This window comes from Brevundimonas sp. PWP3-1b1 (genome assembly GCF_049896065.1).
In the GTDB taxonomy this organism is placed as follows: domain Bacteria; phylum Pseudomonadota; class Alphaproteobacteria; order Caulobacterales; family Caulobacteraceae; genus Brevundimonas; species Brevundimonas intermedia_B.
The window spans coordinates 584,637-605,703 of the sequence record NZ_JAFCTO010000002.1 but is presented as its reverse complement, the minus strand read 5'-3'; the positions used below and the strand labels follow the sequence as shown (position 1 = coordinate 605,703).

Here is a 21,067-nt window from a genome sequence, read left to right as displayed (position 1 = left end):
TTACGGTCAGCCCAGGAAAGCCTCGATGAAGCGCAAAGCTCTCGGTCTCGTCTCCGCCCTCGCCCTTGCCGCCGCAATGGGGCTGAGCGCCTGCTCCACCACGACCGGAGCTTCCCTGGCGCCGCCCGCCATCGCCCCGGCGCCCGGCCCGGACGCGATCGACAGCCACACCTACGCACGGCCCGAGATCGCCCGCGTCGTCGATGTGGCCCTGGACCTGACCGCGAACTTCGAGGCCAAGACCCTGTCGGGCACGGCGACCCTGGACATCCTGGCGGTCGCCGGCGCCAATGAGGTGATCCTGGATATCCGCAACCTGGACATCCAGGATGTGCGCGACGCCGCGGGTCAGCCCCTGCGCTATGTTGTCGGCGAAAACGACGCCATCAAGGGCCAGCCCCTGACCGTCTATTTCCCGGCATTCGCCGCCAATGAACGGCGCAAGATCACGGTCCGCTATTCGACCCGTCCCGACGCGGCGGCCCTGCAATGGCTGAACCCGACCCAGACGGCGGGCGGCCAGAAACCCTATCTGTTCAGCCAGGGCCAGGCCATCCTGACCCGCACCTGGGTTCCGACCCAGGACAGCCCCGGCATCCGTCAGACCTATTCGGCCCGCATCACCGCGCCCGCCGACCTGACCGTGGTCATGAGCGCCGACCAGCTGACGCCCAAGGGCGAGCCGGCCGCAAACGGAATGAAGTCCTGGCGCTTCCGGATGAACAATCCGATCCCGCCCTATCTGATCGCCATCGGCGTCGGCGACATCGCCTTCGCGCCCTTCGACGAGCGGACCGGGGTCTGGACCGAGCCCAGCCGCCTGCGCGCCGCCGCCGCCGAGTTGGAGCCGACCGCCGAAATGGTGGACGCGGCCGAGAAGCTGTACGGCCCCTACCGCTGGGGCCGCTACGACCTGCTGGTCCTGCCGCCCAGCTTCCCGTTCGGCGGGATGGAAAACCCCAAACTGACCTTCGCCACACCGACCATCATCGCCGGCGACCAGTCGCTGGTGTCCCTGGTGGCGCACGAACTGGCGCACAGCTGGTCGGGCAATCTGGTGACCAACGCGACCTGGAACGACTTCTGGCTGAACGAGGGCTTCACCACCTATTTCGAGAACCGGATCATGGAGTCGGTCTACGGCTATGACCGCGCGGTTCAGGAACAGGTGCTGAGCTGGGACGGGCTTCAGGACGAGCTGAAGTCCCTGCCGGCCGACGACACGCGTCTGCACCTGGACCTGATGGGTCGCGACCCCGACGACGGCATGAACACCATCGCCTATGACAAGGGTTCGGCCTTCCTGCGCACCATCGAGCGCGTCGTCGGGCGCGATAAGTTCGACGCCTGGCTGCGCGGCTATTTCGACCGCAACGCCTATCGCCCGATGACCACGGCCATGTTCCTGGACGACATCCGCACCAATCTGGTGCAGGGCGACGCGGCGCTGGAATCCGAACTGCAGCTCGACAACTGGGTCTATCAGCCCGGCCTGCCGTCGAACGCCGTGGCCCCGGTGTCGAACGCCTTCACGCCCGTGGACGCCGCCGCCGTCGCCTTCTTCAAGGACAAGGGCCCGGCCTCGGCCATTCCGTGGGCCGACTGGAACACCCAGCAGCGCCAGCGTTTCCTGGGCTGGCGTCCCGAGGGCATGGCTGCCGGCGCCGACTGGCTGACCAATGCGCAGCTGGCCGATCTGGAGCGCACCCTGAACCTGGCCAACGAGGGCAACAGCGAACTGACGTTCGGCTGGCTTCAGATCGCCCTGGCCCACCGCTATCAGCCCGCCATCGCCACGGCCGAGACCTTCCTGACCAGCCAGGGCCGCCGCAAATTCGTCCTGCCCCTGTTCCAGACCCTGTGGAACGAAGGCGACTGGGGCCGCCCCATCGCCCGCCGCATCTACGCCGAGGCCCGGCCTCTGTATCACCCGGTGACCAGCGGTTCGGTCGACGAACTGGTCGGCCGTCCGTAAGTGAGATGGTCTCCTCCCTGCGAAGCGGGGAGGGGGACCGCGCGCAGCGTGGTGGAGGGGCTCTTGAAGTCCCACGGACGCCTGCGAGGCGTCGAATAGCCCCTCCGTCACGGCGCGAAGGCGCGCCGCGCCACCTCCCCATTTCATGGGGAGGAGAGGGCTCGGGGCTGCCCGGTTCTGATCCTATAGGTTGACCACCGTCGCGCCGTCCTCGGCCGCTAGCCGCTCGGCCAGGACGGCGCGGTGGCAGCCGGCGTGGTCGGCCTCGAAGCACAGCAGGGCCACGCGTTTCTCGCCCGCCAGCGCCTTCAGCCGCTCGTATTCCATCTGGGCCTGAGGCTCGGCCAGGTGATCGGCGAAGATGGTGCGCATCTCGGCGATCCGGCCCTTGCGCGCGGCGTCGCGGCCGGCCTTGGGCGTGCCCAGGCCGCGCAGGTGGACATAGTCGATCCCTTCGGCTTTCAGGCTCTCGCCCAGGATCGTCTTGGAAAAGCCGGCCCGGCGTGAGGCGGCGACGGCGCGGACATCGACCAGGGTCTCGACCCCCGCCGTCTTCAAGCGCGCAATCACCTCCGCCTGGGTCGCGCCTTCGTAACCGATGGTGAAAAGCTTCATCCGTATCAGATGGGCGGCGACGGGCGGATCGCCAGCGTCGCCGTGAACGCCCGCGTTGCGGTGCGGCGCCCTATCGTCTATCCCGCCGACACGGATTTCGACTGGAGCTTTCCCCATGGCTGACCTCGCCCCCGGCGTCGTGACTCTCTTCGGAGGATCGGGCTTTATCGGGTCGCAGGCGGTGCGCGCCCTGGCGCGTCGCGGCTGGCGTATTCGCGTGGCCGTGCGCAACCCGGTCCTGGCCATCGAGATCCAGCCGCTGGGCGATCCGGGCCAGATTCAGTTCATGCGCTGCGACATCACCAGCGCCGAGGACGTGGCCGCCGCCGTGCGCGGCGCGGACGCCGTGGTCAATCTGGTCGGCGTCCTGCACGACGCGGGCGGCAAGCGCGGCTTCGACGCCGTCCATACCCAGGCGGCGGCGACCATCGCCTCGGCCGCCAGGGCGGCGGGCGTCCAGCGTCTGGTCCAGATATCGGCCATCGGCGCCGACGCCGCCAGTCCCTCGGCCTACGGCCGCACCAAGGCCAAGGCCGAAGGGGCGGTGCGCGCCGTCTATCCCGACGCGGTGATCCTGCGCCCGTCGCTGGTGTTCGGCGCTGGCGACGGCTTCCTGAACCGCTTCGCCGCCATGGCGACGATGTCGCCGGTCCTGCCGCTGATCGGCGGCGGGGAGACCAAGTTCCAGCCGGTCTATGTCGGCGACGTCGCCGAAGCCATCGCGCGCGGCGTGACCCGCGTCGATGCGGCGGGCCGCACCTTCGAACTGGGCGGGCCCAGCCTCTACACCTTCCGCGAAGTGCTGGAGCTGGTGCGCCGCGAGACCGGCCGCGACCGGATGCTGGTCCCCGTGCCCTTCGCCGTCGCCAAACCCCTGGGGGCGCTGCTGCAACTGAGCCGGTTCGTCGGCGTCACCCCGCCGCTGACGCGCGATCAGGTGCTGATGCTGGAGAAGGACAATGTCGTCGCCCCCGACGCTCTGGGCCTTGGCGACCTGGGCATCGATCATCCGGCCGGCATGGCGGCCATCGCGCCTTCCTATCTGTGGCGCTACCGCGTCGGCGGCCAGTTCGCCGAAGCCCCCGCTCACTGACTTGGCCCACTGAACCATCCCCATCTGATGTCGCCGCCGGTCGCTTTCGCGGCCGGTGGGACTTCGCATATGGGAACAAAGAGTGCACAGCTTAAGGATGCCGGCCACGCAGCCCCAGTTCTCCTCGACCGATACGCCTGACCTGAACGACGCGCGGGCCCTGCTGTCGCGCGTCTGGGGACACGCCGATTTCCGGGGCATGCAGGGGCAGGTGGTCGAGCAGATCCTGTCCGGCGGCGACGTGCTGGCCGTCCTTCCGACTGGCGGCGGCAAGAGCGTCTGCTATCAGATTCCCGCCATCCTGCGCCCCGGCCTGGGCCTGGTTGTCTCGCCGTTGATCGCCCTGATGACCGACCAGGTCGAGGCGTTGAAGCAACAGGGCGTCGCCGCCGCACGTCTCGATTCCGGCGTCTCGATGGACGACCGTTCGGCGATTTGGGCGGCGGCCCGCTCCGGCGATCTGGACCTGCTCTACGTCTCGCCCGAAGGCCTCGCGGCCGGGGCCATGATGGATCGTCTGGCCGAACTGCCCTTGAGCCTCATCGCCATCGACGAAGCCCACTGCGTCTCGCAATGGGGCCACGACTTCCGCCCCGACTATCGCAACCTGGGTCTGCTGGCCGAGCGCTTCCCCCATGTGCCGCGCATCGCCGTGACCGCCACGGCCGACGCCCGCACCCGCGACGACATCCTACGCTCGCTGCGACTGGAACAGGCCAAGGTCTTCGTCGACAGTTTCGCCCGTCCGAACCTCCAACTCTCGGCCGAGCGCAAGGAGAGCGCCTCGCGGGCCAAGACCGACGCCCGCGTCATCGAACTGGTGCGCGAGCGGCGCGGCAAGCCGGGCGTCGTCTATTGCGGCAGCCGCGACGGCTGTGACCGCGTGGCCCAGGCGCTGCGCGACGCCGGGACCAACGCCATCGCCTATCACGCCGGCATGGACAACAAGGAGCGGGACCGTCGCCTGGAGCGGTTTTTAGCCGAGGAGGGCGCCGTCATGGTCGCCACCATCGCCTTCGGCATGGGCGTCGATAAGGCCGACGTGCGCTTCGTCATCCACGCCGATCCGCCGGGCAGCCTGGAGGCCTATTGGCAGGAGATCGGCCGGGGCGGCCGCGATGGCGAACCGGCCGAGGGCATCACCCTGTACGGCCCGTCCGACATCGCCTGGGCCCTGCGCCGGCTGGACAGCCGTCCGATGGCCGAGGAGGTCAAACAGGTCCAGGTGCGCAAGGCGCGCCAGCTGTTCGCCATGCTGGACGGCGCCGTCTGTCGCGCCCAGGCCGTGCGCCGCTATTTCGGCGAGACCGATGCGGAGCCCTGCGGCGTCTGCGACATCTGCGGCGACCCGCCCCAGCTTTATGACGCGACCGTCCCGGCCCAGAAGGCGCTGGCGGCGGTGCAGAGGCTGGGCGGCCGGTTCGGCCGGGGCCGGATCGTCGATCACCTGACCGGCCGGACCAAGGCGGTCCAGCCGTGGGAGCAACAGCTGTCGACCTGGGGCATAGGCGCCGACATCTCGCCCAACGGCTGGCGCGACATCGTCGATCACCTGCTGTTCGAAGGCCTGCTGGTCGAGGATCCGAACGACGGCAAGCCCCTGGTCGGCCTGGGCGACGGCGAGGCGGTGCGCGCCGTCTACAAGGCCGAACGCAAGATCGAGGTTCGCCGCGTGCCCGCCGGCTTCGACGCCGGCACCCGCTCGGGCAATCCGCGCAATCGCCGCGACCGCACCGGCGAGGGCCGTAACGCCGCGCTGGAGACCATGGACGCCGACGTCCGCGCCCGGTTCGAGGCCCTGCGCGCTTGGCGCCGCGACCGCGCCTCCGAACAGCATGTCCCGCCCTATGTCATCTTCCAGGACAAGACCCTGCTGGAAATCGCCCAGGCGGAACCGGGCGACCTGAACAGCCTCGGCGCCATATCCGGCGTCGGCCAGTCCAAGCTGGATCGCTACGGCAAGGGCGTTCTGGAGACGCTGAACGCCCTCTAGACGGCGTCAGACTTCCGGCTGCGGCGGGGCTGTGATGACTTCGACGTTGTCGTTCAGCAGATAGGACAGTTCCGACAGGGCTGTGGCGCGTTCGGCCGGGTTGGCGGCGGCCTGAACGGCCTGGACCTTCTTGGGCATGTCCTCGGAGATGCCGCGCAGGATGCATTTCAGGTCGCCGTCGGTGCCGCGTTCCTTCAGGATCAGGTGACCCTGCATGTCGAGCGCGGCCAGCTGTTCGGCCTGGGCCTTGAAGCCGGTGAAGGCCTGGCTGGTGAAGAAGGCGGCGTCGTCGGCGGCCTTGGCGGCGGCCCAGCCGTCGACCATGGCCTTCAGGCTGGTCGAGCGCGAGATGATGTCGGCGAACAGGGGCTCGCCCGCCACAGAGATCGGCGCGCCGACGGCGGCCGGCGGCTGATCGGCCGCCAAGGCGACGGCGGGATTGGACATCGCCAGGGCGATCGAAAGCGCGAGGCCGCAAGACATGGGGATGACTTCCTGTTTCACCGTCCGCTAGGACGTTGAACCTAAATACCGCCGACCCGTAAACGAGTGTTTACCCTCTCCAACGCCCACATCATCGACCGAGGACGCCATGAGCCGCGACGACGCCTGGAAGACATTCGATCGCACCGCCGTCGAGGCGGGCCAGACCCGGATCGCGGATCAGTTCGCCGCCGATCCTGATCGGCTGGCGCGGATGTCGGTCGAGGCGGCGGGGCTTTATCTGGACCTGTCGAAACAGAGCTGGACGAAAGCCGCCTTCGACGCCTGCCTGGATCTGGCCCGTGCGTCGGATGTCGAGGCAAGACGCGCCGCCCTGTTCGCCGGCGAGGCCGTCAACCTGACCGAGGGGCGTGCGGTGCTGCACCCCGCCCTGCGCGCCGCGCCGGGCGCCGACTTCCATGCCTTGGGCGAACCGGTATCGGCCGAGGTGGACGCCGTTCGGGCGGACATGAAAGCCTATGCCGACGCCGTGCGCTCGGGCGCCGAGGCGGGGGCCACGGGCAAAAAGTTCGAGGCCATCGTCCACGTCGGCATCGGCGGGTCGGACCTGGGGCCGCGCGTGGTCTGGGATGCGCTGCGTCCTCTGGACCCGGCCATCGACCTGAGGTTCGTCGCCAATATCGATCCGCGCGACATGGCAGAGGCCCTGACCGGCCTGAACCCCGAGACCACCCTGGTCGTGGTCGTGTCCAAGACCTTCACCACCCAGGAAACCCTGGCCAACGCCGAGGCGGCCAAGGCCTGGCTGGCCGCCTCCCTGCCGGGCGAAGGAATGACCAAACACTTCATCGGGGTGACGGCCGCGCCGGACAAGGCGGCGGCCTTCGGCTGCGGCCGCACCTTCGCCTTCAGGGACTGGGTCGGCGGTCGGTATTCGCTGTGGTCGGCGGTCAGCCTGTCGTGCGGCATCGCCCTGGGCTGGGACGCCTTCGAAGCCATGCTGGCGGGCGCCGCCGCTATGGATAATCATTTCGTCTCGGCTCCGCTTGAGCAGAACGCCCCGATCCTTCTGGCACTGGCCCAGGTGTTCAACGTCGACGGCCTGAACCGGCCCGCCCGCACCGTGGCCCCCTACGCCCATGCCCTGCGCCGCTTGCCGTCCTTCCTGCAGCAGCTGGAGATGGAGTCGAACGGCAAGCGGGTGCATCGCGACGGAACCCCCGTCACGCGCCAGACCTGCCCGGTGGTGTTCGGCGAGCCGGGCACCAACGGCCAGCACGCCTTCTTCCAGCAGATTCACCAGGGACCGCAGATCGTCCCCGCAGAGTTCGTGATCGTCGCCAAGACCCACGCCGACGCGCCGGAATCGCCCCTTTGGTCGAATGCGCTCGCTCAGGGTCAGGCCCTGATGCTGGGCAAGACGACCGAGGCGGCCAAGGCGGAAGGCCTGGCCCAGGGCCTGTCGGAAGAGGAAGCGACCCGTCTGGCGCCCCACCGCACCTTCACCGGAAACCGCCCCTCGACCGCCATCCTGATGGACCGTCTGACGCCCGAGACCCTGGGCGCGCTTCTGGCGCTTTATGAGCACAAGACCTTCGTCGAGGGTGTGATCTGGGACATCAACAGCTTCGACCAATGGGGCGTCGAACTGGGCAAGGTGCTGGCCAAGGCGATCCTGAAGGACGTGGACGCCGGGGGGTCGTCTGCAGACCTGGATCCGTCCACGGCGGCCCTGATGACGCGGCTGATGGGCTGACGAAGAAAGGGCCCGGCCTTGCGGCCGAGCCCTTCATTGTCTTCAGATCGTCGCGCGATTACCAGCGGCGGTCGTGGCGGTAATCCCGGCGATCGTCGCGGCGGTCATAGCGTTGCTCGCGGCGATAATCGCGGTAGTCGCGGCGCTGTTCGTAGCGCGAGTCCCGGCTGTTGATGCCGTGTTCACGCTCCCAGTGGCCCTGGTTCCGGTAGCACTGGCCGCCGCGATAATATTCGCAGCCCGAACCACGGTTCGAAGAGGCCACGGCGCCGATGGCCGCCCCGCCCAGGGCGCCGCCGGCGATGTAGCGACCGTCGCCGTTGCCGTAGATGGCGCCGGCCAGACCGCCGACGGCGGCGCCGATCAGGGCGTTGCGGCCGGTGTCGTCGCGATCACGCGATTGGGCCGAGGCCGGGGCGGCCATCAGGCTCATGGCGACGACCGGGGCGGCGACGGCGGCGGTGATCTTCAGCAACTTGGACATGATCGTCTCCTTTTATTTTCGGGCCGGTTCGGCGTTTCCGACAAGGGAAATGCATCCAGCGTTGAAACGGTTCTGCCAGCCCCCGCTTGAACAGCCCCGGAGCCCGTCATTCATTTTCGGTTCATTTGTCGCGGATGTTTCGCAGACGGCCGGCGATGGCGCGCTTGACGCTGGCCCCTGCTCTGACTACCTCCCGGTCGCGTTAGCACTCTCACCGGTCGGCTGCCAAAACGGTGATCGAAGAGAGGCTGACCCACCGTTTTCAAGTCGCCCCCGTCCGGGGGTACATAAGGAGAGAACCGATGGCGTTTCGTCCGCTCGGCGACCGCGTGCTGGTTAAGCGCGTTGAAGAAGAATCCAAGACCAAGGGCGGGATCATCATCCCCGACACCGCCAAGGAAAAGCCGCAGGAAGGCGAAGTCGTCTCCGTCGGCCCCGGCGTTCGTGACGAATCCGGCAAGGTCAACGCCCTGGAACTGAAGGCCGGCGACCGCATCCTGTTCGGCAAGTGGTCGGGCACGGAAGTGAAGATCGACGGCGACGACCTGATCATCATGAAGGAATCCGACGTCCTGGGCGTGCTGTCCTAAGCACCCGACGTTCGCGTTTCTTCAATCAATCCATCTAGATAGGAGCTGCCCGCATGGCCGCTAAAATCGTACATTTCAACACTGACGCGCGCGACAAGATGCTGCGCGGCGTCAACGTGCTCGCCAACGCCGTCAAGGTGACGCTCGGTCCCAAGGGCCGCAACGTCGTGATCCAGAAGTCCTTCGGCGCCCCGCGCTCGACCAAGGACGGCGTGTCGGTCGCCAAAGAGATCGAGCTGGAAGACGCCTTCGAGAACATGGGCGCCCAGATGATCCGCGAAGTCGCTTCGAAGACGAACGACAAGGCGGGTGACGGCACCACCACCGCGACCGTCCTGGCTCAGGCCATCGTGCAAGAAGGCCTCAAGGCCGTCGCCGCCGGCATGAACCCGATGGATCTGAAGCGCGGCATCGACAAGGCTGTCACGCTGGTTCTGCAAGAGATCAAGGACAAGTCCAAGCCGGTCTCGAACAACTCGGAAATCGCCCAGGTCGGCACGATCTCGGCCAACGGCGACAGCGAAATCGGTGAACTGATCGCCCAGGCCATGGCCAAGGTCGGCAACGAAGGCGTCATCACCGTCGAGGAAGCCAAGACCGCCGACACCACCGTCGACGTCGTCGAAGGCATGCAGTTCGACCGCGGCTACCTGTCGCCCTACTTCATCACCAACGCCGACAAGATGGAGGTTCAACTCGAAGAGCCGCTCATCCTGCTGTTCGAGAAGAAGCTGACCTCGCTGCAAGCCATGCTGCCGATCCTGGAAGCCGTGGTGCAGTCGGGCCGTCCGCTGCTGATCATCGCCGAGGACATCGAGGGCGAAGCCCTGGCGACCCTGGTCGTCAACAAGCTGCGTGGCGGCCTGCGCGTCGCCGCCGTCAAGGCTCCGGGCTTCGGTGATCGCCGCAAGGCCATGCTGGAAGACCTCGCCATCCTGACGGGCGGCCAGGTCATCTCGGAAGACCTGGGCATCAAGCTTGAGAGCGTCACCATCGACATGCTCGGCAAGGCCAAGAAGGTCACCATCACCAAGGACGACACCACCATCGTCGAAGGCGTCGGCGAGAAGGATGCGATCGAAGCCCGCGTGGCCCAGATCAAGCGCCAGATCGAAGACACCACCTCCGACTACGACAAGGAAAAGCTGCAGGAACGTCTGGCCAAGCTGGCCGGCGGCGTCGCGGTTCTCCGCGTCGGCGGTTCGACCGAAGTCGAAGTGAAGGAAAAGAAGGACCGCGTCGACGACGCCCTCAACGCCACGCGCGCCGCGGCTGACGAAGGCATCGTTCCGGGCGGCGGCATTGCTCTGCTGAAGGCCTCCAAGATCCTGGCCGACGTCAAGGGCGACAACGCCGACCAGAACGCCGGCATCGCGATCATCCGTCGCGCCCTGCAGGCTCCGATCCGTCAGATCGCCGAAAACTCCGGCGTCGAAGGCTCGATCGTGGTCGGCAAGGTTCTGGAAAACGAAGACGCCTCGTTCGGCTTCAACGCCCAGACCGAAGAATATGGCGACCTGGTCAAGATGGGCGTCATCGACCCCGCCAAGGTCGTTCGCACAGCCCTGCAAGACGCCGCTTCGGTGGCCGGCATCCTGATCACCACGGAAGCCGCTGTCGCCGACGCCCCCAAGAAGGGCGGCTCCGGCGGCGCCCCTGACATGGGTGGAATGGGCGGCATGGGCGGCATGGACTTCTAAGTCCAAGCCATCCGACGCTGCAATGCAGAAGGGCGGGACCGCAAGGTCCCGCCCTTTTTGTTTGGCTCACCTCCCTGTTCGCGAAGGCGAACGGGGAGGACAGGCGATCGCGTCAGCGAGGGCCAGGAGGGGGCGACCGGGTGTCAGAAGCCGGCGGGGTCATCACCCCAGTCCGAGTCGCCCCCTCCTGATCGCTACGCGATCTGTCCTCCCCATCGGCCTTGGCCGATGGGGAGGTGAAGTTTTCTCAAAACTCCGAGATCGCGCCGGGCCGGCGCGAGCGGGTCTTCAGCCACATGACGCCCAGCAGGTCCGAGAAGGACGCCCGCAGCCGGCCCCAGTTGGTGTATTTCGAGCGGCCGACCTCGCGGTGGCGGTGGTCCACGTCGAGGTACTGGTTCCTGAACCCCTCGCGGATCATCAGGGCTGGCAGGTAGCGGTGGATGTGATCGAAGTAGGGCAGGCGCAAGAAGACATCGCGGCGGAAGGCCTTCAGGCCGCAGCCGGTGTCGTCGGCGTCGTCGCCCAGCAGTTTGCGGCGGATGCGGTTGGCCCAGATCGAGGCCTGGCGCTTGGCTTCGGTGTCCTGACGCTTGGCGCGACGGCCGCCGACCAGGCCGACGTCGGCGGGGGCGGCCAGCAGGGCGTCGACCAGGCGGGGCGCATCGGCGGGCGGGTTCTGGCCGTCGCCGTCCATCGTCACCACGATGGACGCGCGGGCGGCGAGGACGCCGGTGCGGACTGCGCGGCTTTGCCCGGCGTTGGTCCCGTGGGCCAGGACGCGCAGGGCCGGCAGTTCGGCCATGGCGGCTTTCAGCTCGGCCAGGGTGGCGTCCCTGGAGGCGTCGTCCACGAAGATCATCTCGTAGGATCGTCCGTCGAAGGCGGCGGCGATCTCGCGCGCCAGGGGCACGGCGGCGCCGGCCTCGTCATGGACGGGAACGACGACGGAAATCTCGGGTGTCTCGACGGTCATCGCCGCTCCATAGAGGATAACGACGGCTTAGGGGAGACGGCTGACGACGGCGCGGTCGCCGTGTAAGGAGTCTGGAATGAAGACTTTTGATCTGGATGGCCGCATCGCCGGCTGGCGAGGGCCGCTCCTCGCGGCCCTGCTGACGCTGATCGCGGGCTTGCCCGGCCTGTTGCTGCTGCCGCCGCTGGACCGCGACGAGAGCCGCTTCGCCCAGGCCACGTCCCAGATGCTGGAAAGCGGCGACTATGTCGACATCCGCTATCAGGACGAGCCGCGCTGGAAGAAGCCGGTCGGCATCTACTGGATGCAGGCCGTCGCCGTCGGCCTGACCTCGGACGTCGAGGACCGCGAGATTGCGCCCTATCGCATCCCGTCGTTGCTGGGGGCGATGCTGGCGGCCTGGGCCGTGGCCTGGGCCGGGTCGGCCATGCTGGGCGGCCGGGTCGGCTTCTTCGGCGGGGCCATCATGGGGGCCACCTTCCTGCTGTCGACCGAGGCGGGGATCGCCAAGACCGACGCCATGCTGTGTGGGGCGACGACCCTGGCCATGGCGGCGCTGGCGCGCATCTATATGGCGACGAAGGCCGGCGAACGACCGATCCGGCTGCACAAGCTGCTGTTCTGGATCGGCATCGGGCTGTCGATCCTGATCAAGGGACCGATCGGGTTTCTGGTCATCGCCCTGGCCATCATCGCCCTGTCGATCTGGGACCGGAACGTGAAATGGCTCTATCGCCTCGGCTGGGGCTGGGGGTTGCCGCTGGTCGCCCTGATGGTCGGGCCGTGGGCCATCGCCATCACCATCGCCACCGACGGAGGTTTCTGGCGCGAGGCCATCGGCGGCGACCTGGCGCCCAAGATCGCCGGCGCGCACGAAAGCCATTCGGGCTTCCCCGGCATGTATCTGCTGCTGGCGCCCCTGCTGTTCTTCCCCTCGACCCTGCTGCTCCCCGCCGCCGTCTCGACCGGCTGGAGCCGGCGGGCCGAGCCGGCGATTCGGTTCCTGGTCTGCTGGCTGGTTCCCGGCTGGCTGATGTTCGAACTGGCCCCGACCAAGCTGTGGCACTACACCCTGCCGACCTTCGGGGCGCTGGCCCTGCTGGCCGCCGCCGCCCTGGCGCGGCCGATCGGCAAGGTCTCGCGCATCACCGGCGCGGCTCTGGCGGCCTTCGCCGGCCTGCTGATCATCGGCATCACCGTCTATGGGCTGACGGTCTATGGCACCTCGACGGCCCAGACCTGGGCCGCCCTGACCGTGGTCACGACCCTGGCGGCGGCGGCCATGGGCGGCTTCCTTTTGTTGAACCGGGCGCCGGTCGCGGCCCTGGTCGCCTCGCTGGCCTTCGGCATCGTGGCGCACGGGGCGCTGGCGGGCACGATCCGGCAGCTGCGCCCCCTGGCCATCGCCCCCCAGCTGGAGAAGACGCTGGAGGCGGCCGATCTGCACCCGCGACAGGGTCGCACCCCCGGCCCGGTCGCCATCACCACCTTCCATGAGCCCAGCTTCGTCTTCCTGACCGGACGCGACACCGATCTGACGGACGCCGAGGGCGCCGCCCGCGCCCTGGCCGAGGGCCGACCGGCCATCGTCGAGGCGCGCGACGCCGACGCCTTCCGCGCCGCCGCCGGGCGGCTGGGCGTGTCGGGCCGCGCCGTGGGCGTGGTGCGCGGCTACAACTACTCTGGCGGGGACGAGATGAACCTGACCGTCTATGCGCCGCCGCCCAGAAACGGGTCCGGCGGCGGCGCAGGGGGTTCGTGATGGGCCGCTTTATCCAGATCGTCGAGGTCGGTCCGCGCGACGGCTTGCAGAACGAAAAGGCCGTTCTGGAGCCCGCCGTCCGAGCCGATCTGGTGCGACGGCTGGAAGGGGCGGGGGCGAAACGGATCGAGGCCGTCTCCTTCGTCCATTCCAAATATGTGCCGCAGATGGCCGGCGCCGAAGAGGTGATGGCCGCCCTGCCGCGCGAGCCGGGACGCAGCCGCATCGGCCTGGTCCTGAACGGCAAGGGCTATGACCGGGCGCTGGCGACCGGGGTGGACGAGGTCAATGTCTCGCTCGCCGCCACCGATGGCTTCGGCCTGAAGAACCAGGGGCTGGCGGTGAAGGACCAACTGGCCATGCTGGGCGAGATCGTCGCGCGGCGGCACAATGCGGAGGCGTCAGAGGGCGCGCCGTCGCTGTCGGCCATGATCTCCTGCGTCTGGGGCTGTCCGTTCGACGGCGAGGTCTCGGTGGATCAGGTCGCGGACATGGTCGGGGCCATTGCCGAACTGGGCGTGGGCGAGATCGGCCTGGCCGACACCATCGGCGCGGGCGATCCCTGGGCGGTGACGCGAAAAGTCGAGGCGGCGAAGAAGGTCGCGCCGCACGCGACCCTGCGCCTGCATTTCCACGACACCCGAAACACCGGCCTGGCCAACGCCTATGCCGGGGTCGAGGCCGGGATCGACGTGCTGGACGCCTCGGTCGGCGGCATCGGCGGCTGTCCGTTTGCGCCGGGCGCCACGGGCAATATCGCCACCGAGGACCTGGTCTATATGCTGGCGCGCGGCGGGTTCGAGACGGGCTACGATCTAGACGCCCTGATCGCCACGGCGCGCTGGATCGGCGAGGCCATCGGTCGGCCGGCGCCGTCGGCGCTCAGCCGTGCGGGCGGTTTCCCCAAGGACTGAGCCAGCGATGGCGGGCGACGAAGAACGGCGCTATTCATGATGAACAAGCGTGGCCGTGAGGTCGGACGCGAAGAGGGACCGACCATGCTGATCGCCATTCCGCTGCTGCTGATCCCCGTGGTGCTCTACAATATCGTGGTGCTGTTCGGCGGATCGGGCGGCGGCGCGGTCGTTCAGGCGGACGCCTTGCTGCGCGATCCTCTGTTCTCGATCACCATGACTTCGGGCGCGCAGTGGACGATCGGTTCGGGCGACCTGATCCTGTTCCTGGGCCTGATCCTGCTGTTCTTCGAGCTGGTGAAGTCGACGTCCAGCCAGCGCGTCGCCATCATCAATCACGCCCTGTCGATGATCCTGTTCATCGCCGTGCTGGTGGAGTTCCTGCTGCTGCCGGGCTTTGCGACCTCGACCTTCTTCCTGATCGTGATCATGATCCTGCTGGACGTGCTGGCCGGCTTCATCGTGACGATCATTTCGTCGCGAAAGGATTTCGATTTCGGAACCTGATTCATGCCCGTCACCCTCGGGCTTGTCCCGAGGGTGACGAACTTGGGTTAGATTCTCGGCCTCAAGCAGGCCGAAGGCCGGTAGGCCCTAAGAAAAAGCCGTGAAGATCAGGGCCACCACGGCGACGTCGAAAAATTTGGCGGCGAGGGCGAAGGCGGCGGGCATGGGCAGGTCCGGCTGAGGGCGATCTGCCCGCGCCTTCAGCAAACCTCGTGCCGCCGGATCAGATGTCGGTCTTGGCCGCCTTGCCTGCAACCGGACGACGCTCGGCCGCGCCGGAATATTCGGTTCCGAGATAGGCGGAGCGCGCCGCATCCAGCACCGGCGGGCCGCCGCGCAGGCCGCGCTTCTGGCCGCTCTGGCCCATCTGCTGGGCGACGAAGGCGGCGGCGCCCGGCTCGATCGCCGGGAGGACGGCAGCTCTTGCCGGGGCAGGCTGAGGCTCGACGACCTCGGGCGCATCGACCGGCACCAGGGCGCGCGAGGCCGACTGGGCGCGCCGCTCGCGTTCGCGGCGGTCGCCTTCGCGACGATCCACGCGCTCCGGCCCACCCACAGCCTGGATCCGGTCGGTCATTTGGGCTTGGCGCCCGCCAACTTGTCGATCTGGCGGCGCATCTCGTCCATCTGGCGGCGCATTTCGTCCAGGGCGTCGGGCGCCTCGGCGGACGGAGCTGCTTCGGATTTGGTTTCGGGCGTCGCCGTTGGTTCGGCGCGCGGATAGCCGAAGGCCGGGAACATCTGCATGGCGCGCTCGAACATGGCCATATTGGCCTTGGCCGTCTCCTCGATCAGGGTCGCGCCCGAGCCGGTTCCGAAGGCGCGGCCGATCTGGCTGGCGAACTGTTCTTGCTGGCGGCCGAAGTTGGCCAGCGACATCTCCAGATAGGAGGGCAGAACCCCCTGCATCGAGCCGCCGTAAAAGCCGATCAACTGGCGCAGGAACTGCACCGGCAGCAAGGCCTCGCCCCGGCTTTCTTCCTCGAAGATGATCTGGGTCAGGATCTGGCGGGTCAGGTCGTCGTTGGTCTTGGCGTCATAGACGACGAAATCCACGCCCTCGCGCACCATGGCGGCCAAGTCTTCCAGCGTCACATAGGTGCTGGTCCGCGTATTGTAGAGACGGCGGTTCGCATACTTCTTGATGACGACTGCATTCGCCTCGTTTTTGTTTCCACCCTTGGTTTTTTCGTCAGCCACGCTTGCTCTCGCGATGTTGCAACGCATCACTATCCCCCCTTGTGCCGCGAAGCGCCAGAGGGGGCGTCAATGCGCCGGGCGCGGACGGATCAGCCGTGGCTCATGGCCGGGGCCAGGACGACGCCCACTAGCACCGCTGTCCAGTGCACCGTCGCGCCGGTGACGACGAATCCGTGCCAGATGGCGCGGCGGAACTTCACGCGCGGGCTGACGAAGACGAAGACGCCGGCGGTGTAGATCAGGCCGCCGATGACCAGCAGGGCCAGGGCGACGGGATGCACCGTCTCGACCATCGGTTTCAGGGCCGCGACCGCCAGCCAGCCGAAGACGACATAGACGCCGCTCCAGAACTTGTCCGAGATGCGCGGCGCGAACAGCTTCACCCCGGCGCCCAGGAAGGCCAGAGTCCATATCAGGGTGGTGAAGCCGATGGACCACATCCCCTCGAACCGCTGGGTCGTGAAGGGGGTGTAACTGCCCGCGATCATGAGGAAGATGGCTGCCTCGTCCAGCCGCCGCAGCACGGGGCGCGCGGCGCAGGGGTTGGTCCAGTTGTAGATTGTCGAGGCCGTCAGCATGCCGACTAGGCACAGGGCGTATATGGCCGTCGCCATGACGCCGCCGATGCCCGTATAGACGCCTGCCAGACCCGCCAGGATGATGCCGCCGACCGCCGCCAGCATCAGGCCGACGACATGGACCCACAGGTCCGCCAGTTTCTCGGCGCGGGTCGGATAGTGCTCGATCATGTCCAGCTCGTCCGGCGTGCAGACGTGGGTGACGAGACGTTTCAGCGTGCGAAGCATGGCCTTCCAATCCGTGGATCGCGTCTATCGTTCCCGGATAATGCGCCGACAGGATGACGATTGGCTGAATCCGGCCGGGCTCCTATCGTCGCAGGTGACGAACACGCTGCGATGCGGCAAAACGGCCACGCAGACCTATTCAGCAGAGAGTGAAATCCCATGACCGACGTCGTCATCGTTTCCGCCGCGCGCACGCCGGTCGGTTCTTTCCTGGGCGCCCTGTCGTCCCTGCCGGCGTCGAAACTGGGCGAGATCGCCATCAAGGCGGCGCTGGAGCGAGCCGGCGTCTCGGGCGACGAGGTGGACGAGGTGATCCTAGGCCATGTGCTTCAGGCCGCCGCCGGCCAAGGCCCTGCGCGCCAGGCCGCCGTCGGCGCAGGTGTACGTAAGGAGGCCGCTGCCTGGAGCCTGAACCAGATCTGCGGCTCGGGCCTGCGCGCCGTCGCCATCGCCGCCCAGCAGATCGCCTTGGGCGACGCCAAGATCGTGGTCGCCGGCGGCCAGGAGAGCATGAGCCAGGCGCCGCACGCCCAGGCCCTGCGCAACGGTCACAAGATGGGCGACGTCGCCCTGGTCGACACCATGGTCAAGGACGGGTTGTGGGACGCCTTCAACGGCTATCACATGGGCCAGACGGCCGAGAACATCGCCGACAAATGGTCGATCAGCCGCGAGGCCCAGGACGAATTCGGTCTGGCCAGCCAGCACAAGGCCGAGGCCGCGCAGACCGCCGGCAAGTTCGATGACGAGATCGTTCCCGTCGTCATTCCCGGCCGCAAGGGCGACGTGACGGTCGACAAGGACGAGTACATCCGCCACGGCGCGACGCTGGAGCTGATGCAGAAGCTGAAGCCCGCCTTCGCCAAGGACGGCAGCGTCACCGCCGCCAATGCATCCGGACTGAACGACGGAGCGGCCGCCCTGGTGCTGATGAGCGCGGACGAGGCCAAGGCGCGCGGGCTGGAGCCGCTGGCCCGCATCGCCTCCTACGCCACGGCGGGCGTCGATCCGTCGATCATGGGCACGGGGCCGATCCCGGCGTCCAAGAAGGCGCTGGAGAAGGCGGGCTGGAGTGTCGCCGACCTGGACCTGGTCGAATCCAACGAGGCCTTCGCCGCCCAAAGCCTGTGCGTGGTCAAGGAGCTGGGTCTCGATTCGGCCAAGGTCAACGTCAACGGCGGCGCCATCGCCATCGGCCACCCCATCGGCGCCTCGGGCGCGCGCATCCTGACCACGCTTCTGTTCGAGATGAAGCGGTCGGGCGCCAAGAAGGGTCTGGCGACCCTGTGCATCGGCGGCGGCATGGGCGTGGCGATGTGCGTCGAGCGGGGGTGATTTTATGAGCCCTTCTCCCTTTGGGAGAGGTGGCCCGAAGGGCCGGATGAGGGGCGGATGGTGGGCCAGATCGCACCACCGAACCCTCACCCTTTCGCACAAGGACGACGGCTGCGCCGCCGTGTGCTCAAGCCCTCTCCCACCGGGAGAGGGATGGCGTCAGTCAGTCCACCGCCGGATATTCGAACGGATCGCTCGGCGTCGGCTGGGTGGGCAGCGGCATGCGCGGCAGGGGCTCGTCGCGGTTGGCGGCGTTCAGCAGGAAGCTGGCCAGGATGACCGCCGCCTGACGCAGGTCCTCGGCCTTCAGATGGTCATAGCTGTCGATGCTGGTGTGGTGCAGGCGGCTGGAATAGTCGAGCGGGTCCTGGATGAACTGATACCCCGGCACGCCGACCGTCTGCATATAGACGTGATCGGTGCCGCCCGAGTTGCGCAGCGAGACCGTCGTCGCGCCCATGCTGGCGAAGGGCGCCAGCCATTCCTGGAAGATCGGGGCGGCGGCGACATTGCCCTCGGCGTTGATGCCGCGGATTTTGCCCGAACCGTTGTCCAGGTTGAAATAGGCGACCAGGTCGCGATAGCCCGCGCGCGGCTCGACGGGCCAGCGGCTGCGCCAGGTGCGATTGTTCGCCAAGCCCGCCATCGCCGGATCGTTCGACGGCGCACGCGTCGCCAGATGCTGGTCCACATAGGCCAGCGAGCCGAGAATGCCCTGTTCCTCGCCGTTCCACAGCGCGAAACGGATGGTGCGTTTGGGCCGCACGTTCAGGGCTTTCAGGATGCGCGCGGCCTCCATGACCACCGCGCTGCCTGCCGCATTGTCCACGGCCCCGTCCGAGGCGACCCAACTGTCCAGGTGGGCGCCGGCCATGACGTATTCGGTCCCGCGGGCCGTGCCGGGGATGTCGGCCAGGATGTTGTAGGCGTTGACGTCCTCGTCGTGGAATCGGACCTCGCTGTTCAGCTCCAGCGTCGGCGGCGCATCGGTCAGGGCCAGGCGCGCCAGGCGGCGATAGTCCTCGGCCGCCAGCTCCATCCCCGCCAGTTTCGGCGTGGCGCCGACCTGATAGGTGTAGCCCGTGCCGTGCAGCAGGCCGCCGTCACGCTGGGAAATCCGCACCCAGGCCAGGGCGCCCTGTTCAACCAGGAAGGCGTCCAGTTCATTGGCGAAGTTGGCGGTCTTCAGCGAGCGTTCGATGGCGGCCGGCGAATGCTGTGGCTGGTTATAGACGTTGCGCTCGGCCAGCTCGGCGCTGGTCCAGCGGCGGAAGGCCGGCTCGGTCGGCTCGGACCCCGTGCCCGGCTGGGACAGCATGACGATCTTGCCCGACAGCTTGCCGCGCCATTTGTCGAAGTCCTCGACCTTGGAGATGGGCGCAACGATGACGCCGCCGCTGATGGTCCCATTGGTCGAAGGCGTCCAGGCCACCGGAATGGCGCGCAGGTCCAGCGGACGCGGCGCGGTCATGCGGGCGCTGGAGCGGACGATGGACCAGCCTCGGCCGAACTCGAATCCTTCGGCGCGAACGTTGGACAGGCCGTAGTTCGTGAACTGCGCTTGAGCCCACCGTTCGGCCTCGCGCATCTGCGGCGAGTTGGTCATCCGCCCGCCGATCCGGTCGGTCAGATAGGCGGCGGTCTGCATCACCTGGCTGTGGTTCAGCCCCTGGTCGATGATCCCGTTGACGGCGACGCGGTCCACCGACTGGGCGGCGACGGGAGTGGCGAGAAGGGCGGCGGCGGATACGAAGGCGAGCAGACGCGACATGGGTTCCCCTGATCTAAGCAGGGGCGCATCTGATGCGATCCGCCTACGGAGTGCAAACCGCAAACCGTGTTCAGGCCGCGACGATCAGCCCCATGTTCAGCCCCATGTTCAGCCCCAGGGGCCGCGCGGCTCCGTCGGCGTCGCGGGAACGCCGGTGGTCGAGGTCGTGAAGCCGGCGGCGGGCCGAGGCTGGGCCAGGTCCGGCGTTCGCGGGCGCGGCTGCATCCCCATCTTGGCGCCCAACTCCAGCAGCGCCTTGACGCGATTGAGCGTCGCCGGGTGGGTCGAGAACAGGTTGTCGGCCCCGCGACCCGCCAGCGGATTGATGATGAACATCTGGCCCGAGGCCGGATTGCGCTCGGCCGTCTGATTGGTGATCCGCTTGGCGTAGGCGTCGATCTTCTGCAGGGCGCTGGCCAGGGCCTGGGGATCGCCCGCGATCTCGGCGCCGACGCGGTCGGCCTCGTATTCGCGGCCCCGGCTGATCGCCATCTGCACCAGGCCGGCCGCCATGGGCGCCAGGATCATCAGGGCCAGGGTTCCGATGATCCCGCCCGGCCGTTCACGGTCGTCTCCGCCGCCGAAGAACAGGGCGAAGTTGGCCAGGGCCGCGATGGCGCCGGCGATGGTCGCCGTCACCGTCATGATCAGGGTGTCGCGGTTCTTCACATGGGCCAGTTCGTGCGCCATCACCCCGCGCACCTCCTCGCGCGTCAGCATGTCCAGCAGGCCGGTGGTGGCGCAGACGGCCGCGTTCTCGGGATTGCGACCGGTGGCGAAGGCGTTGGGCTGGTCGTTGGGAATGATCGCGACCTGGGGTTGGGGCAGGCCGGCGTCGCGGGCCATCTGGCGCACGTCGGCGACATAGTTTCGGACCACGGCGTTGGGGTGCTGCTCGTCGACCGGCTGGGCCCGGTACATCCTCAGCACGATCTTGTCGGCGTTCCAGTAGCTGAACAGATTCATCCCGCCTGCGAGCAGCAGGGCGATCGCCATGCCCGGGCCGCGTCCAATTAGGTAACCGACCCCTGCGAAAAGGGCCGTCATCGCCGCCAGCAGGATGAAGGTCTTCAGGTGATTCATCGCGGTTCCGTCACCCGATCCGGCCGCTGTGTCTGGCGTCACGGGTTTGATCCTCTATTTGAG

Annotated in this window: 19 protein-coding genes; 10 read left to right on the top strand and 9 right to left on the bottom strand. The window is 67.8% G+C overall.

What is annotated here, in order from left to right:
* Positions 1-25: 25 nt before the first annotated feature.
* Positions 26-1,975, top strand: coding sequence for a M1 family metallopeptidase (locus tag ACP69V_RS14860; protein WP_426024536.1), 1,950 nt, complete (start codon positions 26-28; stop codon positions 1,973-1,975).
* A 183-nt stretch (positions 1,976-2,158) separates the two neighbouring features.
* Here the strand turns inward: ACP69V_RS14860 and ACP69V_RS14855 are convergent, their stop codons facing one another.
* Entirely contained in the window at positions 2,159-2,707 is a 549-nt protein-coding gene (locus tag ACP69V_RS14855) for a DUF488 family protein (protein ID WP_426024535.1), read from the bottom strand.
* Here ACP69V_RS14855 and ACP69V_RS14850 point away from each other — a divergent pair.
* The gene (locus ACP69V_RS14850; protein WP_426024534.1) at positions 2,706-3,683 is read left to right on the top strand and encodes a complex I NDUFA9 subunit family protein; all 978 of its coding nucleotides are present in this window, start codon (positions 2,706-2,708) and stop codon (positions 3,681-3,683) included. The genes ACP69V_RS14855 and ACP69V_RS14850 overlap by 2 nt on opposite strands.
* Before the next feature lie 97 nt (positions 3,684-3,780).
* Entirely contained in the window at positions 3,781-5,676 is a 1,896-nt protein-coding gene (gene recQ / locus ACP69V_RS14845) for a DNA helicase RecQ (RefSeq protein WP_426024533.1), read from the top strand.
* Positions 5,677-5,682: 6 nt separating this feature from the next.
* On the opposite strand, the gene ACP69V_RS14840 is transcribed toward recQ, so the two are convergent.
* Positions 5,683-6,159 carry a hypothetical protein gene (locus tag ACP69V_RS14840; protein ID WP_425981706.1) on the bottom strand — a complete coding sequence of 159 codons (477 nt, stop codon included), beginning with the start codon at positions 6,157-6,159 and terminating at the stop codon, positions 5,683-5,685.
* 109 nt (positions 6,160-6,268) lie between these two features.
* Here ACP69V_RS14840 and pgi point away from each other — a divergent pair, with 109 nt between their 5' ends.
* Positions 6,269-7,876 carry a glucose-6-phosphate isomerase gene (gene pgi / locus ACP69V_RS14835; protein ID WP_426024532.1) on the top strand — a complete coding sequence of 536 codons (1,608 nt, stop codon included), beginning with the start codon at positions 6,269-6,271 and terminating at the stop codon, positions 7,874-7,876.
* 58 nt (positions 7,877-7,934) lie between these two features.
* Here the strand turns inward: pgi and ACP69V_RS14830 are convergent, their stop codons facing one another.
* Entirely contained in the window at positions 7,935-8,360 is a 426-nt protein-coding gene (locus ACP69V_RS14830; protein ID WP_135194467.1) for a hypothetical protein, read from the bottom strand.
* A 302-nt stretch (positions 8,361-8,662) separates the two neighbouring features.
* Between ACP69V_RS14830 and groES the strand changes: the two genes are divergently transcribed.
* Positions 8,663-8,950 carry a co-chaperone GroES gene (gene groES / locus ACP69V_RS14825; RefSeq protein WP_008259448.1) on the top strand — a complete coding sequence of 96 codons (288 nt, stop codon included), beginning with the start codon at positions 8,663-8,665 and terminating at the stop codon, positions 8,948-8,950.
* A gap of 53 nt (positions 8,951-9,003) precedes the next feature.
* A complete protein-coding gene (gene groL, locus ACP69V_RS14820) occupies positions 9,004-10,650 on the top strand; it encodes a chaperonin GroEL (protein WP_159847482.1) in 1,647 nt (548 codons plus the stop codon).
* A 247-nt stretch (positions 10,651-10,897) separates the two neighbouring features.
* Here the strand turns inward: groL and ACP69V_RS14815 are convergent, their stop codons facing one another.
* Entirely contained in the window at positions 10,898-11,626 is a 729-nt protein-coding gene (locus tag ACP69V_RS14815) for a glycosyltransferase family 2 protein (RefSeq protein ID WP_426024531.1), read from the bottom strand.
* A gap of 76 nt (positions 11,627-11,702) precedes the next feature.
* Between ACP69V_RS14815 and ACP69V_RS14810 the strand changes: the two genes are divergently transcribed.
* The 3 genes from ACP69V_RS14810 (at position 11,703) to ACP69V_RS14800 (ending at position 14,809) form a co-directional block, all read left to right on the top strand.
* A complete protein-coding gene (locus ACP69V_RS14810; protein ID WP_426024530.1) occupies positions 11,703-13,388 on the top strand; it encodes an ArnT family glycosyltransferase in 1,686 nt (561 codons plus the stop codon).
* Entirely contained in the window at positions 13,388-14,302 is a 915-nt protein-coding gene (locus tag ACP69V_RS14805; protein ID WP_426024529.1) for a hydroxymethylglutaryl-CoA lyase, read from the top strand. Before ACP69V_RS14810 ends, ACP69V_RS14805 begins: the two co-directional genes overlap by 1 nt.
* A gap of 84 nt (positions 14,303-14,386) precedes the next feature.
* Complete coding sequence (locus ACP69V_RS14800; protein WP_135195569.1) at positions 14,387-14,809, top strand: hypothetical protein; 423 nt, start codon at positions 14,387-14,389, stop codon at positions 14,807-14,809.
* 223 nt (positions 14,810-15,032) lie between these two features.
* Here ACP69V_RS14800 and ACP69V_RS14795 read toward each other — a convergent pair whose 3' ends face one another.
* From ACP69V_RS14795 to trhA, 3 genes are all read right to left on the bottom strand, one after another.
* Entirely contained in the window at positions 15,033-15,386 is a 354-nt protein-coding gene (locus ACP69V_RS14795) for a hypothetical protein (protein WP_426024528.1), read from the bottom strand.
* Positions 15,383-16,009 (bottom strand): polyhydroxyalkanoate synthesis repressor PhaR, encoded by a 627-nt coding sequence (phaR, locus tag ACP69V_RS14790; RefSeq protein ID WP_426024527.1) that lies wholly within the window; start codon positions 16,007-16,009, stop codon positions 15,383-15,385. The genes ACP69V_RS14795 and phaR overlap by 4 nt, the downstream gene beginning before the upstream one ends.
* 89 nt (positions 16,010-16,098) lie before the next feature.
* Positions 16,099-16,815 carry a PAQR family membrane homeostasis protein TrhA gene (trhA, locus tag ACP69V_RS14785; protein WP_426020583.1) on the bottom strand — a complete coding sequence of 239 codons (717 nt, stop codon included), beginning with the start codon at positions 16,813-16,815 and terminating at the stop codon, positions 16,099-16,101.
* 159 nt (positions 16,816-16,974) lie between these two features.
* On the opposite strand from trhA, the gene ACP69V_RS14780 reads away from it, so the two are divergent.
* Positions 16,975-18,150, top strand: a complete 1,176-nt coding sequence (locus tag ACP69V_RS14780; protein ID WP_426024526.1) for an acetyl-CoA C-acetyltransferase — start codon at positions 16,975-16,977, stop codon at positions 18,148-18,150.
* A gap of 163 nt (positions 18,151-18,313) precedes the next feature.
* Here the strand turns inward: ACP69V_RS14780 and ACP69V_RS14775 are convergent, their stop codons facing one another.
* Positions 18,314-19,921, bottom strand: a complete 1,608-nt coding sequence (locus ACP69V_RS14775) for a M20/M25/M40 family metallo-hydrolase (protein ID WP_426024525.1) — start codon at positions 19,919-19,921, stop codon at positions 18,314-18,316.
* A gap of 108 nt (positions 19,922-20,029) precedes the next feature.
* Positions 20,030-21,004 carry a zinc metalloprotease HtpX gene (htpX, locus tag ACP69V_RS14770; protein ID WP_426024716.1) on the bottom strand — a complete coding sequence of 325 codons (975 nt, stop codon included), beginning with the start codon at positions 21,002-21,004 and terminating at the stop codon, positions 20,030-20,032.
* Positions 21,005-21,067: the final 63 nt, after the last annotated feature.

Bases quoted from the DNA above. Each gene is read 5' to 3' on its own strand.
- ACP69V_RS14860 (WP_426024536.1), top strand. From the start codon at position 26: ATGAAGCGCAAAGCTCTCGGTCTCGTCTCCGCCCTCGCCCTTGCCGCC.
- ACP69V_RS14850 (WP_426024534.1), top strand. From the start codon at position 2,706: ATGGCTGACCTCGCCCCCGGCGTCGTGACTCTCTTCGGAGGATCGGGC.
- ACP69V_RS14855 (WP_426024535.1), bottom strand. From the start codon at position 2,707: ATGGGGAAAGCTCCAGTCGAAATCCGTGTCGGCGGGATAGACGATAGG.
- recQ (WP_426024533.1), top strand. From the start codon at position 3,781: ATGCCGGCCACGCAGCCCCAGTTCTCCTCGACCGATACGCCTGACCTG.
- ACP69V_RS14840 (WP_425981706.1), bottom strand. From the start codon at position 6,159: ATGTCTTGCGGCCTCGCGCTTTCGATCGCCCTGGCGATGTCCAATCCC.
- pgi (WP_426024532.1), top strand. From the start codon at position 6,269: ATGAGCCGCGACGACGCCTGGAAGACATTCGATCGCACCGCCGTCGAG.
- ACP69V_RS14830 (WP_135194467.1), bottom strand. From the start codon at position 8,360: ATGTCCAAGTTGCTGAAGATCACCGCCGCCGTCGCCGCCCCGGTCGTC.
- groES (WP_008259448.1), top strand. From the start codon at position 8,663: ATGGCGTTTCGTCCGCTCGGCGACCGCGTGCTGGTTAAGCGCGTTGAA.
- groL (WP_159847482.1), top strand. From the start codon at position 9,004: ATGGCCGCTAAAATCGTACATTTCAACACTGACGCGCGCGACAAGATG.
- ACP69V_RS14815 (WP_426024531.1), bottom strand. From the start codon at position 11,626: ATGACCGTCGAGACACCCGAGATTTCCGTCGTCGTTCCCGTCCATGAC.
- ACP69V_RS14810 (WP_426024530.1), top strand. From the start codon at position 11,703: ATGAAGACTTTTGATCTGGATGGCCGCATCGCCGGCTGGCGAGGGCCG.
- ACP69V_RS14805 (WP_426024529.1), top strand. From the start codon at position 13,388: ATGGGCCGCTTTATCCAGATCGTCGAGGTCGGTCCGCGCGACGGCTTG.
- ACP69V_RS14800 (WP_135195569.1), top strand. From the start codon at position 14,387: ATGCTGATCGCCATTCCGCTGCTGCTGATCCCCGTGGTGCTCTACAAT.
- ACP69V_RS14795 (WP_426024528.1), bottom strand. From the start codon at position 15,386: ATGACCGACCGGATCCAGGCTGTGGGTGGGCCGGAGCGCGTGGATCGT.
- trhA (WP_426020583.1), bottom strand. From the start codon at position 16,815: ATGCTTCGCACGCTGAAACGTCTCGTCACCCACGTCTGCACGCCGGAC.
- ACP69V_RS14780 (WP_426024526.1), top strand. From the start codon at position 16,975: ATGACCGACGTCGTCATCGTTTCCGCCGCGCGCACGCCGGTCGGTTCT.
- ACP69V_RS14775 (WP_426024525.1), bottom strand. From the start codon at position 19,921: ATGTCGCGTCTGCTCGCCTTCGTATCCGCCGCCGCCCTTCTCGCCACT.
- htpX (WP_426024716.1), bottom strand. From the start codon at position 21,004: ATGAATCACCTGAAGACCTTCATCCTGCTGGCGGCGATGACGGCCCTT.